This window comes from Methylobacterium sp. J-048, assembly GCF_022829515.1.
Classification (GTDB): domain Bacteria; phylum Pseudomonadota; class Alphaproteobacteria; order Rhizobiales; family Beijerinckiaceae; genus Methylobacterium.
On record NZ_JAKSYL010000077.1, the window covers coordinates 100,597 to 116,449 of the forward strand.

The following is a 15,853-nucleotide window of genomic DNA, read 5'->3' on the forward strand; positions in this document are numbered from 1 at the left end:
GGAGCCCTCCAGGGATCGCGCTGCTGGCTGGAGGCCTCCTTCGAGGTCTCCGCTTCGCTCCGCCGCCTCAGGATGAGGGGGATGGGTGGGATCGCCCTGGTGCGGGCTCCTCTCATGAACCGTGTGCTGCCCGCCGACCTATGCCGTTGCGCGTCCCGCGCAAGCCCGAAACCATGCATCCGTTGACCGGCTCCGGCGCAGATATGCTACTGGGCCGCGACGTGCCGCGGCCATCCCCGACCAGCCGCCGAGCCCCTGACCCAGCCGGATCCATGACCAGCACCGCCCCCTCCGCCGTCGAGCGCTACAACGCCAAGGATGCCGAGCCCCGCTGGCAGGCCGCCTGGGCGGAGCAGCGCCTGTTCGAGACCGACAATGCCGACGGGCGCCCGAAATACTACGTGCTGGAGATGTTCCCGTACCCGTCGGGGCGGATCCACATGGGCCACGTGCGCAACTACGCGATGGGCGACGTGGTCGCCCGCTACAAGCGCGCCCGGGGCTTCAACGTGCTCCACCCGATGGGCTGGGACGCGTTCGGGCTGCCGGCCGAGAACGCCGCCATGGAGCGCAAGGTCAACCCGCGGGACTGGACCTACGCCAACATCGCGTCGATGCGCGACCAGCTGAAGGCCATGGGCCTGTCGCTCGACTGGAGCCGGGAGATCGCGACCTGCGACCCCGACTACTACAAGCACCAGCAGCGCATGTTCCTCGACTTCCTGGACAAAGGGCTGGTGACCCGCCGGACGGCCAAGGTGAACTGGGACCCGGTGGACCACACCGTGCTCGCCAACGAGCAGGTGATCGACGGGCGCGGCTGGCGCTCCGGCGCCCTGGTCGAGCAGCGCGAGCTGACCCAGTGGTTCTTCAAGATCACCGACTTCGCCGAGGACCTGCTCACCGCGCTGGACGGGCTGGACCGCTGGCCGGAAAAGGTCCGGCTGATGCAGAAGAACTGGATCGGCCGCTCCGAGGGTCTGGAAGTCCGGTTCGCGCTCGCTCGGCCGCCGGCCGGTGCGGCCGAGTCCGTGACGGTCTACACCACCCGGCCCGACACGCTGTTCGGTGCCCGGTTCCTGGCGATCGCCGCCGACCATCCCCTGGCGGCAACCCTGGCCGCGAACAACCCCGACCTCCAGGCCTTCATCGAGGAATGCCGGCGCACCGGCACCGCCCAGGCGGCGATCGACACTGCGGAAAAGCTCGGCTTCGACACCGGCCTGACCGTGCGCCACCCCCTCGACCCGGCCTGGGAGCTGCCGGTCTACGTCGCGAATTTCGTGCTGATGGAGTACGGCACCGGCGCGGTGTTCGGCTGCCCGGCGCACGACCAGCGCGACCTCGATTTTTCCAACAAGTACGGGCTCGGCAACGTCCCGGTGGTCTGCCCCGAGGGGCAGGATCCGGAAGCCTTCCTGATCACCACCACCGCCTATGTCGAGGACGGGCGGATGATCAATTCGCGCTTCCTCGATGGCATGACCACCGATGAAGCCTTCGAGGCCGTGGCGCAGCGCCTGGAAGGGGAGGGGGTGGCCAAGCGCAAGGTCCAGTTCCGCCTGCGCGACTGGGGTGTCTCGCGCCAGCGCTACTGGGGCTGCCCGATCCCGATCATCCACTGCGAGAGCTGCGGCCCGGTGCCGGTGCCGGTCTCGGACCTGCCGGTGAAGCTGCCCGAAGACGTGTCCTTCGATCAGCCCGGCAACCCGCTGGAGCGGGATCAGGCCTGGCGCAACGTCCCATGCCCGCACTGCAGCGCGCCGGCCCGGCGCGAGACCGACACGATGGATACGTTCGTCGATTCGTCCTGGTACTACGCCCGCTTCACCGCGCCCTGGCTCACCGACGCCCCCACCGACCGGGCCACGGTCGATCACTGGCTGGCGGTGGACCAGTATATCGGCGGCATCGAGCACGCGATCCTGCACCTGCTCTACGCCCGGTTCTTCATGCGGGCGATGCGCGAGACCGGCTGGGCCGGCGTCTCCGAGCCGTTCGCGGGCCTGTTCACGCAGGGCATGGTCGTTCACGAGACCTACAAGGACGCGGCCGGCGCCTGGGTGCCGCCGGCCGAGATCCGCTTCTCCACGGAGGAGGGCGAGCGCCGCGCGTTTCACGTGAAAACTCAGGCGCCGGTCGCGATCGGCCCGATCGAGAAGATGTCGAAGTCCAAGAAGAACGTGGTCGATCCGGACGACATCATCGCGAGCTACGGGGCCGACACGGCGCGCTGGTTCGTGCTGTCCGATTCGCCCCCCGAGCGCGACGTGATCTGGAGCGAGGAGGGCGTGCAGGGCGCCGCCCGGTTCGTCCAGAAGGTCTGGCGCCTGGTCAACGCCGCCCAGGCGGTCACCGGCGACGGCACCGCCGACCTCGCCCTGCGCAAGGCCGCTCACCGGGCGCTGGCCGCCGTGCAGGACGATATCGAGCGCCTGCGCTTCAACCGCTGCGTCGCCCACATCTACACCCTGGCCAATGCCCTCGAAGACGGGCTCCGCGGGCCGGTCTCGCGCGCGGCGGCCACGGAAGCCGCCGGCATCCTGGTGCAGCTCATCGCCCCGATGATGCCGCACCTCGCCGAGGAATGCTGGACGGCGCTGGGCCGCCCCGGGTTGGCCGCCCAGGCGCCCTGGCCGGAGGCGGAGGCCGGGCTCCTGGTCGAGGACGAGATCACCCTGCCGGTCCAGATCAACGGCAAGAAGCGCGCGGACGTGACGGTGCCGCGCGACGCCGACGCCAAGGCGGTGGAAGCCGCCACCCTCGCCCTGGAGACAGTCCAGAAGATCCTGGAGGGCAAGCCGCCGCGCAAAGTGATCGTCGTGCCGGGGCGGATCGTGAATCTGGTGGTGTGACCACCGGCCGATGCCAGCACCGGCCTTCATCTACACACGCCATGCACGGGAAAACCTCACCGATCGCAGGATCGCGCGTGAACTCGTCGAGGGCACGGTCTTGGCGCCGGAGGCAATCGAACCCGATCCGCGCTATCCCGAGCGCATGCGGGCCTATCGTGCTTGGCCTGAGCACGGGGGCCGCGTGCTCCGGGTCGTCTACGTCGAGGAGCACGCGTTGACTTACCGGGTCATCACGCTCTTCCTGGATCGCAACTGGAGGCGAAGACGTGAAAGTCCGATACGATCCGGAGGCTGATGCTCTGTATCTGCGCCTCGCCGACGCCCCCGTGAGCGAGAGCGAGGAGGTGCGGCCGGGGATCGTCCTGGATTTCGATGCGGAGGGCCGTGTCGTCGCCATCGAGATCCTCAACACGAAGGATCATCTCGCGGCTGGGGTCGATCTGGCCCAGCTCACGGCCGCCTGACCGGCAGCTCTACGGCGCCGCCAGCCCCGGATCCTGCCCGTTGGCCTCCAGGCTCCGCGCGACGAACCCGTCCGCCTTCGCCTGCGTCAGGAAGTCGGCGAGGTAGGCCGCCCCCGCATCCCGCCCGACCGGCAGGCCCATCGCCTGCGGGATCTCCATGAAATGTCCCGGCAGCAGCCGCACCTCCGGATGGGCGGCCGCGTAAGCGGAAAGCGGCTGGTGGACCCCGGCGGCGACGTCGAGCCCGTCCCGGGCGAAGGCCGTGACCGCCTCGGCCGAGGTCGCGGCCCGCACCAGGGTGGCGTGGCGCAGCGCCCGGGTCAGGAACAGGTCGTAGGCGCTGCCGCGACCCACGGAAACGCGCACCCCGTCGCGGTCGACCACCTCCGGAGCCCGGATCGGCGAGGCGGCCGGTACCAAATAGCTGCCGGCGATCAGCACGTAGGGCGCCGTGAAGGCGATGCCTTCGGCACGCTTCGGGTCGATCGCCAGGAAGCAGATGTCCCAGGTCCCGGATCCGGCCGAGCCCGAAACGGCGCCCGCCCCGGGAAACGTCACGAAGGCCACCGGCACTCCGAGTTTCTGCGCCAGCGCCCGGGCGAGATCGACCGACACGCCCGCCGGGCCGTCCGCCCCGGACCGGGCCAGAACCGGATTGCCGAGGTTGATCGCCGCCCGGAGCATCCCGGTGGGGGCGAGGTCGTGCAGGGCCGCGGGGGAGGGCGTCATTGGGATCGTCTCCGCGCGGGCCTGGGTGAGGAAGATCAGGGTGCACAGAGCTACGGCGATTCGGATGCTCATCCCCGGCTCCCGCCCGCCGCCCGACGGCGCCCGCGGGCCAGCATGTTGAGGCCCTCCACGCCGGCCGAGAACGCCATGGCGGTGTAGATGTAGCCCTTCGGCACATGCGCGCCGAACCCTTCGGCGATCAGCGTCATGCCGATCATGATCAGGAAGCCCAGCGCCAGCATCACCACGGTCGGGTTGCGGGCGATGAAGGCCGAGAGCGGCTCGGCCGCGACCAGCATGACGATCACCGCCACCACCACGGCCACCATCATCACCGGCACGTGCTCGGTCATGCCCACCGCGGTGATGATCGAGTCGATCGAGAACACGAGGTCGAGGAGCAGGATCTGGCCGATCGCCGCGCCGAACCCGATCGTGCCGCCGGATTTCGGCGTGTCGGTCGGCGAAGCGGGATCGACGCTGTGGTGAATCTCCTTGGTGGCCTTCCAGAGCAGGAACAGGCCGCCGCCGATCAGGATCAGGTCCCGCCAGGAGAAATCCTGGCCCAGCACCGAGAAGACCGGCTCGGTCAGGTGCACGATGAACGCGACCGTACCCAGCAACCCGAGCCGCAGGATCAGGGCCAGCCCGATTCCGATCCGCCGCGCCCGCGTCTGCTGGTCGGCCGGCAGCTTGTTGGTCAGGATCGAGATGAAGATCAGGTTGTCGATGCCGAGCACCACCTCCATCACCACGAGGGTCGCCAACGCGGCCCAGATGGCCGGCTGCGTGGCAAGCTGGATCAGGTCGGTCACGGGTCGGGCGTCTCGCTGGTCGGGAACAGGCGGCTGCCGAGCGCGGCGAGGTCGAACGGACCGGGGCGGTTCGCCGGGTCGGGGGCATAGACCTGGAGAATCTTCGGGAACACCTTGAAATGGGCGGGCGTGTGCGTGGTCAGCTCGCCATCGGTGTTCACCGGCCGGGGCTTGCGCGTCGTGACCGTGATCTCCTGGGTCTGGAAGGCGCGCACGTCGGCCGCGCGCCCGTGGGTGCCCCTGCGCAGGGCCGGCAGCAGCGCGATCAGCCGCCACCAATGGGCGACTTCCAGGCTGTAGAAATCGAGCTTGCCGTCGTCGACCGTGGCGGTCTCCTCGACCGTCATGCCGCCGCCGTAGTGCCGGCCGTTGCCGACCGAGACCTGGATCGTGGTCACCTTCTCGACCGTGCCGTCATGCTCGATCGTCACGGTGAACGGCCGCACCCGGCGCAGCACCCGGATGGCCGCGACCGCGTAGCCGAGCACCCCCCAGGTCTTCTTCGATTCGGCGGTGAGCTCGCCCGCGAGCTCGGCCGAGAAGCCGATGCTGGCGACGTTGAAATAGTAGTGGCCGTTGACCCAGCCGAGATCGACCGGCCGTGGCTCGGCCGTCGGGATGAACCGGGCCGCCGCCAGGGGATCCAGCGGCAGGCCGAGGGAGCGGGCGAGGTCGTTGGCCGTGCCCAGCGGCAGGATCGCCAGAGGCAGGCCGCTCTCCACCAGGGCCGGCGCCGCCGTGTTCATGGTGCCGTCGCCGCCGCCGAGGATCACGAGGTCGACATCCTGGGCCCGCGCGCGGATCTCATCGCGGCAATCGGCGTCAGGGGGCGGCTCCACCGGTTCGATGCCGCCGGCCCGCAGGATGCCCCGCACCGCGTCGAGGTCGAGGCTGCCGTTGCGGGCCTTCGCGTTGCAGATCAGCAGCGCCCGGCGCTGCCCCGCGCTCATGGCCGGCTCCGATGCCGGTTCGGGGTCACCTCGGTCTCGGGTCGGGCCACGGGATCCTCGATGCGCGGGGCGACGGATGGGCCGGCGGAAAACCCAAAACCGGCGACAGCCAAGATTGTCCCCACTTGGTGGCGAAACCATCGAACGCAACCCCGTCATCCACGCAATCCCCGGCTGGTACCGGCCCCGCAGATCGGCAGAGTCGAGAGTGCGCCCGGAACAACCGTGGAACCGCTTCGGCATGCGGGCGCGTTCTCACCACGACCGCCCCGGCCGCCAGGAAGGCACCGATGTCCGCCACCATTCCCACCCGACCACGTGCCCTTGCGCTCGGCGTGATCCTGCCGCTGGCCCTCGTCGGCGGCGCCTCGGCCCAGCAGCAGGGCGCGGCGTCCCCGAGTTCCTGGGTCGATCCGCCGGCGCGTCCGTCGGTGGCCGCGCCACCTGTTCCGGCCAAGGCGCCGACGACGGCCGCGGCGCAGGAACAGGCCAAGCCATCCGTTCCGAACAACGAGCCGGTCCGGCAGGCCGCCAAGCCCGAGCCCGTCGACGACGCCCTGCCCAAGGCTGCCTCGACCAAGGCTGCGGCCCCGAAACGAGCGGCCGCCCTAGAGCGCCCGCCCGCCCGCGAGACCGTTCGGCGGCACGCCTCGCATCCCCGCCGGCTCGCCGACACGCCGGCCGCCGTCACGCCCGCGCCGGCCTCGGCCTCTGCCGAGCGGGCCGCCGTCGCCCGGGCGCTCGCGGCAAACTATCTCGCCACAGTCTCCAGCTCGGGCGAGACCATGGTCGGAGCCGCGCCGCATTTCTACGGGACGCGGGTGCGCTTCTATGGGCATCCGATCACCCTGGCCGGCCTGGTCGCCGAGAAGCGCAGCTTCGTCCAGCGCTGGCCCGAGCGTCGCTACGAGGCGCGGACGATCCGCACCGCCTGCGATTCCGAGACCTGCACGATCCGCACGATCGTGGATTTCCGCACGGCGAATCCCGATCGCGGCGCCATCTCCACCGGGTCGGCCGAGCTGGTCCTGGAGGTGAGCTTTGCGGGCACGCGCCCGGTGATCGTCGGCGAGACCGGGCGGGTCCTGCGCCGGAGCGTCCAGGCCGGCACCCTGGCTCCCTCGCCCGGCAAGGCGTAAGAGCACCCTCACACAACGCCCGGTCACCGGGCGCCTCCCTCTGCACAGGCGGCGCGGAGGGCGTTGTGTGAAAGGCTCTCAAGCGGCGTCCGTGCGGCGCACGGTGATGCCGGGATCGGGTTCATGACGTCTTCAACGGTGGTGGCGGAACAGGAAGCGGCGCCGGCGCGTCCGGCGCTCGACGATCCGGAGCGCGCCGCCCTCCGCGAGGCGATCCGGACGGCGATTGCCCGGGCACGGCCGCGGCCGGTCTCCGTGCGCACCCTCGAGCTGATGGCCGAGGCGGCGATCGTGCCGGGGGCCTACGGCTACCGGGTGCTCGACCGCCACGGCGTGCCGCGCCTGCGCCCGGGCGCCTCCGAGCCGATGACGCTCGCGGATTTCGTGGCGGAGCTGCAGGCGCGGCACCCGGCCCTGTTCCTGCCGGCGGCGCCCGAGCCTGCACCTGCGCCGGCGGCCGAGGAGGCGAAGGATTCGCCGATCCTGACCGGCGCCTACGAGATGAAGGCCGCCACCGCGCGCTTCGTCGAGACCCAGTCCGAGCGGGCCCGCTCTCTCGCCGAGCGCTCCTCGGTGCAGGGTCGGGCGCTGGCGCAGAACGCGGCCGGCCGGTTCGCGACCCTGCGGACGGGCTTGCGGAGCCGGTTCGGCGGTGCCGCCGACGGGAGCACGGTGCCGGCGCGGGGTCCGGACCCGGTCGCGGCCTGGAACGACGGGCCCGGCCGGCTCGGGGAAACGGTGCGGGATGGTCTGCCCGGCTTGCGCGACCAACTCGGCTTCGGCAAAGGGATCGGGGACGAGAGCGGTCGCCGGCATCGGCGCTGGCTCACCGGCGCCAGCGCGGCCGCCCTGGTGGCGGTGGTCGCGGCGGGGCTGGTCCTGGCCGGCCGCGAGCCCGACTCCACCCGCCCGGCGACCACCCAGCCGACGCCGCCCCAGGCCGCGAATACGCCCCCGTCTCAGGCCGGGGCTCCTGCAAGCCCGCCGGTTGCGTCCCAAGCCGCCCCCTCCGCCGCCGACACGGTCACGCCGCCGCCCGAGACCGGCGGCGATCCCGAGCCCGACACGCCGCCGCCCGCGGCGAACGCCATCACCGGCACGGCCCAGGTGATCGACACCGCGACCCTCAAGGTCGGCGGCAAGGTCGTGCGCCTGTTCGGGGTCGAGTGGGTGCGCGGGGGCCAGGCGGATGAGCTGACCCGCTACATCGGCGGCCGCACCGTGACCTGCCAGCCGGCTCCGGGCAGCGACAGCATGAACTGCCTGGTGAACGGGCGCGACATCTCCGAAGTCGTGCTGTTCAACGGCGGCGGCCGGGCCTCCCCGGAGGCGAGCCCGGAGCTCGTCGCGGCCGAGGACCACGCGCGCAGCGAGCGGCTCGGCGTCTGGAAGCGCTGAGCGGGAATCGGCATGCCGGGTGACATCTTCGGCCACACCGCGGACGGGCAGACGGTCACCCGGCACGTGCTGGCCCGGGGAAACCTGCGCGTCCACATCATCGATTTCGGCGCGGTGATCACGGCGATCGAGGTGCCCGATCGGGCCGGCCATAGCGCCAACGTCGTGCTCGGGCTCGACACGCTGGCGGGCTACGAGACCGTGAGCCCGAGCTTCGGCGCCGTGGTCGGGCGCTACGCCAACCGCATCGCGGGCGGGCGCTTCAGCCTCGACGGCCAGACCTACCGGCTGCCGGTGAACGAGGCGCCCAACACCCTGCATGGCGGCGACCGGAATTTCGGGAAGCATCTCTGGCACGTGGAGGCAGCCGACGGCACGAGCCTCGTCCTGGCCCGCCGCTCTCCCGACGGCGAGGAGGGGTTTCCCGGCACCCTCGACGTCCGCGTGCGCTACAGCCTGCCCGAGGACGGGCTGCTGCGTCTCGATTACGAGGCGGTGACCGACCGGCCGACGGTTCTGAACCTCACCAACCACAGCTACTTCAACCTGGCCGGGGAGGGGACCGGCAGCGTGCTCGACCACGCGGTGCGGATCGAGGCCGACGCCTTCACCCCCACCGACGCGACCCAAATACCCACCGGCGAGATCCGGCCGGTCGTCGGCACCCCGTTCGATTTCCGCACTCCGCACGCGCTGAGCGATCGCATCCGGGTCGGCGATCCGCAGCTCGCCTTCGCCAAGGGCTACGACCACACCTTCGTGCTGCGCGGCCCCGCCGGGACCCTGCGCCCGGCCGCCACTTGCATCGATCCCGTCAGCGGAAGGCGGCTCGACGTGGCGACCACGCAGCCGGCTTTGCAGCTCTACACCGGCAACAACCTGGACGGCACGCTGATCGGCCCCTCCGGCCGGATCTACCGATCCGGCGACGGCGTCTGCTTCGAGACCCAAGGGTTTCCGGACGCCCCGCACCAGCCGGGCTTGCCCTCCGCGGTCCTGCGGCCGGGCGAGGTGTTCCAGGCGGTCACGACGTTCCGGTTCTCGGTGGCGTGAGGTGCGCGGATCACGAGGGATTGGCCCCCTCAGACGGTTGGCGCCCTGCGGACAGCCACCAGGTCAGCGCCGCGGCCAGGGACACGGCCACGATGACCCAGAGCGCGACCGGTAGGGCACGGTCGAACTGGTCGGTCGCCGCCAGGACCGCGCCGAAGATGGCGACCCCCAGAGCCGCGCCCGTCTGACGGGCCGCATGGAGGGCCGCGGACGCGATGCCGGTATGGTGCGGCGCGACGGCGCCCAGGGCCGGCGCCGTCGCAGCCGGCGAGATGAAGCCGGAGGCGAGCCCGATCGCCAGCAGCGGAGGAACCGTCAGCCAGGACGACGGGCCCCCAGTCCCCAGGAGGCCGAGGGCACCGATCGCGTACAGCCCGAAGGCGACGGAGAGGGGCCGCCGGGTTCCATAGATCCGCGCGACACGGTCGGAGACGAAGCTCCCGCAGGCGACCATGACGGTGACGGGCAGGAGCGCCAAGCCGGTCTGAATTGCTGAAAGGCCCTGATGCCGTTGATGATACAGGCTGATGAGGAACAGGAATCCGTAGAAGACGAAGGCCGATGCGAGCGACACCGAGACCGATCCGGCGAAGACCCGGTCTCTGAACAGGGACGGCGGCAACATGGGATGCGCGACGCGCGCCTCGATCCGGAGAAACAGCGCCCCGGCGGCGAGCGCGAGGGCGAGGCCCGCCAGCATCGGCGTCGAGAACCATCCGAGGCCCTCCCCCTCGATGAGAACGCCGATGAGCGTGCCGATGGTGACGAACGCCGTCATCTGCCCGGCGAGGTCGAACGGTCGGGCCTGCCGCGGTCCGGGCTCGGACGCCAGGCGCCCCGTCATGGCGAGGCCCAGTAGCCCGATCGGCACGTTGACGAAGAAGATGCTTCGCCAGCTGAAGACATGGATCAGGATCCCGCCGATCAGGGGACCGGTCGCCATGGCGACGCCGCCGCAGCCTATCCACACTCCGATGGCCCGCGCCCTTTGCTCGGGATTGGGGAAAGCTTGATTGATCAGCTTCAGCGAACACGGGACCAGCAGGGCGGCTCCGACACCTTGGACGGCGCGGGCCGCCATCAGACTCACGAGGCCGTCCGCCGCCCCGCACAGGGCCGAGGCGAGGGTGAACATCGCCAGGCCGGCAAAGTAGCCATTGCGCGCGCCCCAGCGATCCCCAAGCGCGCCCCCGGTCAGGAGCAGGCTGGCGAAGACGAGGGTATAAGCGTTCACCACCCATTGCAGGCCGGCCACGTCCGTCGCCATCGACGCGGCGATGCCGCCCAGGGCGACGTTGACGATCGAGGTATCGAGCAGGACGACGACATAGCTCACGCTGGTCGCCGCCATGACGAGCGTCGCATCGGGAGAGGCGCCATTTCGCCGATCTGCCCGGCGCGGCTTGGCTGCGAGTCCTCCAGGGGCCGCCACGGTCACGACCGTGACGCGTCGAGGATCGGAGCGAGCGCCCGGAAGCCGACCCAGCCCCAGTAGACCCGGTGGTGGGCGATGAGCCCGGCCGCGAGGTCCATCACCTCGACCAGATCGACCTGGTCGCCCTCAGGGGTGGCGCGCGGATATTCCCAGGTGAGCTGGCGGCCGTCGGAGAAGAAAGTGCCGGTCCGGTACCAGCGGCCGAGCGCGCTGCCGGGCTTGCGCAGCGAAGCGTCGAAAAAGCGCCGGATCGCGGGTTTGCCGGTCAGGATTCCGGATGCGTCGATCCCCGATCCGGCCAGGACCAGCGGGCTCTCCAGGATGGCGTCCTCGGCATAGAGCGCCGTCAGGCCATCGATGTCGCGGGCCAGCACCGTCTCGTGCCAGCGCTCGTAGATGCGGCGGATGTCGGCCTCGGGGGTATCGGTCATGGCAGCCTCGGATCGGGGTCGCGATGACCGGAACCTTAGCGGTGGCGTGAGGCCGGATGCTTCGATGCGTGTCGAAGCATCCGCGCCGCTTCGGTGGCATGGTGGGCCGGCTGCTCTGGAGATCGACCATGAATCCGCAACCGAGTCTCGCCACGGCGGCATTCCTGATCGCCGACCCGGCGCGGTCCGTGATGCTGATGCATCTGCTCGACGGAAAGGCGCGGCCCGCCGGCGAGCTGGCTTTCGCCGCCGGGGTGACCGCGCAGACGGCGAGTTCGCATCTCGGCAAGCTTCTGGCGGGCGGCTTGCTGGCGGTCGAGACCGAGGGGCGCCACCGCTATTATCGCCTGGCCGGCCCGCAGGTCGCCTTGGCGCTGGAGACCCTCGCGGCGATCGGACCGGCAGCGCCCGTCCGGTCGAAACCCCTGAGCCGGGAGGCGCGGGAGCTGCGGTTTGCGCGCTGCTGCTACGATCACCTGGCCGGCCGCCTGGGCGTCGCCGTCACCGGTGCCCTGCAGGCGCGCGGCTATCTGCTGTCGGTGGAGGGCAAGCGCTTCGCGGTGCCGCCGGCCGGCGTGGCGTGGTTCGCCGGCCTCGGCCTGGAGGTCGCCCGGCTGAAGCCGGGCCGGCATGGCCTGGCCCGGCAATGCCTCGATTGGACCGAGCGGGAGCACCATCTCGCCGGCCCGCTGGGCGTCCAGCTGATGAGCCTGTTCTGCGCGAAAGGCTGGCTGCGCCGCTCCGGGACGACGCGCGCCGTGCAGGTCACGCCGACCGGCTGGACCAGTCTGAAACAGGAGCTCGGCCTCGATCCGGTCTGAGGCGCACCCGGCTTACGCCGCGAGAACCAACTCCTCGTCCGCCTCCCGTCGCACCGGAACAGCGACCGCCGGGGCGGAGGGTTTCGGGCGCCAGGTCTCGCCGAGCGCCAGGAGCGCGGCCTTGACCGCGTCGAGCTGCGAGGGCTCGCCCTCGGCCATGCCCTCGGCCATGCCCTCGGCGGCGGCCACCTCCTTCAAGTACTCGTCCCAGGCCCAGCGCCGGAGGATCTCGCGCTTGCCCTCGCGGAGCAGCCGCGGGTGGTCCAGCACGGCGGCCGGCGTTGCGAACACCGCGGCCGGGTTGATCAGCGCCCGTTCCAGATCCGGCCCGTCCGGAAAGCCCGGCGGCGCGGCCGGCGCCTGTTTCCGGCCGAGCACCACGCGGAGCGACGGCCGCTCGGGCTGGCGCGGCTCATTCGCTCGCGCTGCCGCGTCCGGGCGTCCGCGGGTTGCCCGGGCGGGCTCCGGTTCGGCGCTGTAATCGAGGCCCTGGCGCTCGGCATACGCGATGGCCTGCGCCCGGGTCGGGAAGGTGAGCCGGACATCCGTGGCGAGCGGATCGCCGCCGCCGGTCCAGCCCATCAGGGGCTCGATCTCGGGCGGTGTCTCGCGCGCGAAGGTGAGGACCCACGTGCCCTCCCGGGCGCGGCCGGCGGTGTCCACGGGCCGCGTCTCGCGCCGGATCAGAGCCTTCCGGCCGGCAAGCCAAGGGGCGGCGGCGACGAAGGCGGGGGGATTGTTGTGTCCGAGTCCGATGGTGCGTTCCTGGATGGTCGTCTGCATGGGTGCCTCCTTGGAGCCTGGCCCGACGGCGTGGCCGTCGAGCCGGCTCGACACGGGTGATGCGACGCGCTCAGGTGCTCAGCAGCCCGAGGCGCGCGGCGGATTGGACGCCGAAGCTCGCCGCGAAGGCGAGGAGGGCGGCGTCCCAGGCGGTGAGGTGCGTGGCGTTGGCCGGCGGCCCGGCCCGCGTGATCGCGGCGCCGAGCCAGACGAAGCCCGACAGGCTGAGCAGCCCCGCCAGCACCCAGGGCCTGGCCGGCGCCGGGCTGAGGGCGGCCAGGGCGCAGCAGAGGGCGGCCGATGCGATCCAGCCGGTGAGGGTGGACCAGCTCGCCCGCTCCACCGCCTCGGCCGGCGGCCCGGTCCGGCTGCGCCGGAGCCGGCTCAACCACCGATAGCGGTCCTTCAGGTCGAAGGTCGTCATCGTTTCCCTCCCGGCTTCAGTTCAGGACGGGATCCAGCGCCGCCGAGCTGCGCCGCCCGCGGTGGCCGAGCACCACCGGGATCCGCGGCTTGCGCGTCGCGGGCGCGCTGGGGGCGGGGGCGCCGTCCAGGGCCTGGAGCGCGGCCAGGACTTCGTCGATCGGCACCGGTTCGGACCGGCAGCCGGGCAGGCAGCGCAGCGTCGGGCAGGATTCCACGGCGCGGGCGTCGGAGGCCCAGGAGGCCAGGATCGCCCGCTTCTCGGCCCGCGACAGGCCGGGATAGGACAAAACCTCCCGGGGATGCCGAAAGACGTCGCCGGGCGCCACGAAGGCCTCGAACGGGTCGACCGCCGTCGCCCTCAGATTGGCCGCGGCCATCGGGCCGAGGCGCTCGATAGATGTGTCGATCGGTGTGGTTTCGATGGGCTGCATGCGACCCTCCTGTGCGTCAGCAAAGGTTGGGGCGGCCGGCAGGTCCGCGCTCGGTGGTCCGTGCCGGCCGCCGCGTCATGCGTCGTGATCCCGCCGGATCGGCGGGCGGCCTCAATGGGCCGTCTTCTGGGTGCCGGCGCCGCCGTTGATGGCGATGCGGCGCCCGCGCTCCGGCACCTTCTCCGAGCGCGGCAGCGTCACGGTGAGCACGCCGTTCCGGAACGACGCCTCGACCTTGTCCTCCTCCACCGGGAACGGCAGGGCGATCACCCGCTCGAAGCGGCCGTAGCTGCGCTCCGAATAGCCGCGCGTCGTGTCGGTGGTCTCGGCGCGCTTCTCGCCCCGCAGGGTCAGCACGCCGTCCTCGACCAGAAGCTCGACATCCTTCTCGTCGAGGCCGGGCAGTTCGGCCGAGAGCCGCAGCCCGCCATCCGCCTCAACCAGCTCGACCTTGGGCCAGCCGAGGCCCCGGCCGGCCAGGCTCGGCACCGCGCCGAACCCGGTGAACACGTCGTCGAACAGGCGGTTCACCTCGCGGTGGAGCGTCAGGAAGGGACTGGCCGACTCGTTCGACAGGGCGGTCGGCGCCGGGGCGCCGGTGCTGCGGGTCCACGGAATCAGGTCTCTCACGCTCATGGCTGTTTCCTTCAGTTTGCTGTCATGGGCTTCTCATTCGGATAGCCGTCGGTGGCCCGCGGGCCTGCGGGCCCGCGCGGTATGTCGTTTCGTCCGACGGGGAAGCCCGGGCGGTCCGCGGATCGGGCGGCCCGGGCTCGAACCGGCCGCGCTCAGGCGGCCTTGGCCTCGGTGACCTTGCCCTCGGCGATCTGCGCGGGCGCGTTGTCCTGCCCGGACGTGGCCGTGACGCCGCCGATGGCGATGCGACGGGGCTTCAGGGCCTCCGGCACCTCGCGCTTGAGCGCGACGGTCAAGAGCCCGTTCTCCAGGTTGGCTCCCACGACCTTCACGTGGTCGGCGAGGTTGAAGGTCTGGCGGAACGTGCGGGCCGCGATGCCACGGTGCAGGTACTGCCGCTCGGTCTCCGGGGCCGTCTTCTGGCCCGACACGAGGAGCACCGTATCCTGCTGGGTCAGCTCGATCTCGTCGGGGGTGAAGCCCGCCACCGCCATGGTGATGCGGTACTGATCGTCCGCGACCTTCTCGATGTTGTAGGGCGGCCAGGCGGCCGTGGTCTCGACGCGCTCGGGTTGGTTCAGCAACTCGAACAGACGGTCGAACCCGATGGACGACCGGAACAGGGGCGCAACGTCGTAAGTCCTCATAACCACATCCTCCACTGAGCAACGTGACTACAAGAGGCGCCGGACACCAGGACCGGCGCCCAATCGGCGAACTCGTTTCCGAGTCTCGCACGCGCGTAACGTTTGCCTTGCGGGGCGGTTCCGCAAGAGGGACGATTCTTTTTGGGGCGGGTTGGATTTTGGTGTGTGGGCTGGAAGCCTTGGGCCCCGCTTCGCGCACGGGAGTGGGCATTTAAAACCGAAGTCCGGATCCCGCCCTTGCCGGAGACGACGTGTCTCCTGTGTCCTCTGCCGACCCCGATGTGCGAACCCGCAAGCCCGCAGAGGGGGGAGGGAGACGCGCTTGGCCGAGGCCGTTGCCCTCATAGAGAATCTCAGCCCGCGGCATCCTCCAACAGGATCTCGCGCTTGCCGGCGTGGTTGGCCGGGCCGACGATGCCTTCGGTCTCCATCCGCTCCATCAGGGAGGCGGCGCGGTTGTAGCCGATCTGGAGGCGGCGCTGGATGTAGCTGGTCGAGGCCTTCTGGTCGCGCAGAACCACCTGCACGGCCTGGTCGTAGAGGTCGCCGCCGGCCTCGCCGAAGGAGCCCTGGTCGAACACGGCGCCGTCGAGTTCCAGCTCCGCCGCGCCGGCCTTACCGCCCTTGGCACCCTTCTCGGGAGCGCCCTCCTCGTCGTCCGCCGTGACGGCGTCGAGGTAGCTCGGCCGGCCCTGGCGCTTCAGGTGGGCGACCACGCTCTCGACCTCGCTGTCCGAGCAGAACGGCCCGTGCACGCGCGTGGTACGCCCGCCGCCGGCCATGAACAGCATGTCGCCCTGACCGAGCAGCTGCTCCGCGCCCATCTCGCCGAGAATG

The 15,853-nt window shown here is 71.2% G+C and carries 18 protein-coding genes; 7 read left to right on the forward strand and 11 right to left on the reverse strand.

The genetic code is table 11. The features are described 5' to 3' along the window. The first annotated feature begins 272 nt into the window (after window positions 1–272). The 3 genes from leuS to MKL09_RS04915 are packed head-to-tail and all read left to right on the forward strand — an operon-like array spanning window position 273 to window position 3,322. Entirely contained in the window at window positions 273–2,855 is a 2,583-nt protein-coding gene (leuS, locus tag MKL09_RS04905; RefSeq protein WP_244018474.1) for a leucine--tRNA ligase, read from the forward strand. A gap of 10 nt (window positions 2,856–2,865) precedes the next feature. Then, complete coding sequence (locus tag MKL09_RS04910; protein ID WP_244018476.1) at window positions 2,866–3,153, forward strand: DUF4258 domain-containing protein; 288 nt, start codon at window positions 2,866–2,868, stop codon at window positions 3,151–3,153. After that, window positions 3,125–3,322 (forward strand): DUF2283 domain-containing protein, encoded by a 198-nt coding sequence (locus MKL09_RS04915; protein WP_244018478.1) that lies wholly within the window; start codon window positions 3,125–3,127, stop codon window positions 3,320–3,322. Before MKL09_RS04910 ends, MKL09_RS04915 begins: the two co-directional genes overlap by 29 nt. A 9-nt stretch (window positions 3,323–3,331) precedes the next feature. Here the strand turns inward: MKL09_RS04915 and MKL09_RS04920 are convergent, their stop codons facing one another. From MKL09_RS04920 to MKL09_RS04930, 3 genes are read right to left on the reverse strand one after another with little or no spacing between them, the layout of a single operon-like run. After that, complete coding sequence (locus MKL09_RS04920) at window positions 3,332–4,123, reverse strand: ABC transporter substrate-binding protein (protein ID WP_244018480.1); 792 nt, start codon at window positions 4,121–4,123, stop codon at window positions 3,332–3,334. Beyond that, window positions 4,120–4,866, reverse strand: coding sequence for a TerC family protein (locus MKL09_RS04925; protein ID WP_244018482.1), 747 nt, complete (start codon window positions 4,864–4,866; stop codon window positions 4,120–4,122). Before MKL09_RS04925 ends, MKL09_RS04920 begins: the two co-directional genes overlap by 4 nt. Beyond that, complete coding sequence (locus tag MKL09_RS04930; protein ID WP_244018484.1) at window positions 4,863–5,816, reverse strand: lipid kinase; 954 nt, start codon at window positions 5,814–5,816, stop codon at window positions 4,863–4,865. The genes MKL09_RS04925 and MKL09_RS04930 overlap by 4 nt, the downstream gene beginning before the upstream one ends. 290 nt (window positions 5,817–6,106) lie before the next feature. On the opposite strand from MKL09_RS04930, the gene MKL09_RS04935 reads away from it, so the two are divergent. The 3 genes from MKL09_RS04935 to MKL09_RS04945 all read left to right on the forward strand — a co-directional run bounded on the left by MKL09_RS04935 (window position 6,107) and on the right by MKL09_RS04945 (window position 9,406). Then, window positions 6,107–6,955, forward strand: coding sequence for a hypothetical protein (locus MKL09_RS04935; RefSeq protein WP_244018486.1), 849 nt, complete (start codon window positions 6,107–6,109; stop codon window positions 6,953–6,955). Between the two features lie 123 nt (window positions 6,956–7,078). Further along, window positions 7,079–8,353 carry a nuclease gene (locus MKL09_RS04940; RefSeq protein WP_244018488.1) on the forward strand — a complete coding sequence of 425 codons (1,275 nt, stop codon included), beginning with the start codon at window positions 7,079–7,081 and terminating at the stop codon, window positions 8,351–8,353. A gap of 12 nt (window positions 8,354–8,365) precedes the next feature. Continuing rightward, the gene (locus MKL09_RS04945; protein WP_244018489.1) at window positions 8,366–9,406 is read left to right on the forward strand and encodes an aldose epimerase family protein; all 1,041 of its coding nucleotides are present in this window, start codon (window positions 8,366–8,368) and stop codon (window positions 9,404–9,406) included. Between the two features lie 10 nt (window positions 9,407–9,416). Here MKL09_RS04945 and MKL09_RS04950 read toward each other — a convergent pair whose 3' ends face one another. Further along, the gene (locus MKL09_RS04950; protein ID WP_244018491.1) at window positions 9,417–10,757 is read right to left on the reverse strand and encodes an MFS transporter; all 1,341 of its coding nucleotides are present in this window, start codon (window positions 10,755–10,757) and stop codon (window positions 9,417–9,419) included. An 83-nt stretch (window positions 10,758–10,840) separates the two neighbouring features. Further along, window positions 10,841–11,272, reverse strand: a complete 432-nt coding sequence (locus tag MKL09_RS04955) for a nuclear transport factor 2 family protein (RefSeq protein ID WP_244018493.1) — start codon at window positions 11,270–11,272, stop codon at window positions 10,841–10,843. 128 nt (window positions 11,273–11,400) lie between these two features. Between MKL09_RS04955 and MKL09_RS04960 the strand changes: the two genes are divergently transcribed. Then, window positions 11,401–12,093, forward strand: a complete 693-nt coding sequence (locus MKL09_RS04960; protein ID WP_244018495.1) for an ArsR/SmtB family transcription factor — start codon at window positions 11,401–11,403, stop codon at window positions 12,091–12,093. Window positions 12,094–12,105: 12 nt separating this feature from the next. On the opposite strand, the gene MKL09_RS04965 is transcribed toward MKL09_RS04960, so the two are convergent. From MKL09_RS04965 to MKL09_RS04990, 6 genes are all read right to left on the reverse strand, one after another. Continuing rightward, window positions 12,106–12,876 carry an NADH dehydrogenase ubiquinone Fe-S protein 4 gene (locus MKL09_RS04965; RefSeq protein WP_244018497.1) on the reverse strand — a complete coding sequence of 257 codons (771 nt, stop codon included), beginning with the start codon at window positions 12,874–12,876 and terminating at the stop codon, window positions 12,106–12,108. Between the two features lie 70 nt (window positions 12,877–12,946). After that, complete coding sequence (locus MKL09_RS04970) at window positions 12,947–13,300, reverse strand: hypothetical protein (protein WP_244018500.1); 354 nt, start codon at window positions 13,298–13,300, stop codon at window positions 12,947–12,949. Window positions 13,301–13,316: 16 nt separating this feature from the next. Beyond that, entirely contained in the window at window positions 13,317–13,733 is a 417-nt protein-coding gene (locus tag MKL09_RS04975; RefSeq protein ID WP_244018502.1) for a hypothetical protein, read from the reverse strand. A gap of 111 nt (window positions 13,734–13,844) precedes the next feature. Then, on the reverse strand, window positions 13,845–14,369 hold the full coding sequence (locus MKL09_RS04980; RefSeq protein ID WP_244018504.1) for an Hsp20/alpha crystallin family protein: 525 nt from the start codon (window positions 14,367–14,369) through the stop codon (window positions 13,845–13,847). 152 nt (window positions 14,370–14,521) lie between these two features. Continuing rightward, the gene (locus MKL09_RS04985; RefSeq protein WP_244018506.1) at window positions 14,522–15,016 is read right to left on the reverse strand and encodes an Hsp20 family protein; all 495 of its coding nucleotides are present in this window, start codon (window positions 15,014–15,016) and stop codon (window positions 14,522–14,524) included. 353 nt (window positions 15,017–15,369) lie between these two features. Continuing rightward, a partial coding sequence (locus MKL09_RS04990; RefSeq protein ID WP_279605676.1) for a DNA translocase FtsK occupies window positions 15,370–15,853 on the reverse strand: 484 nt, incomplete at its 5' end.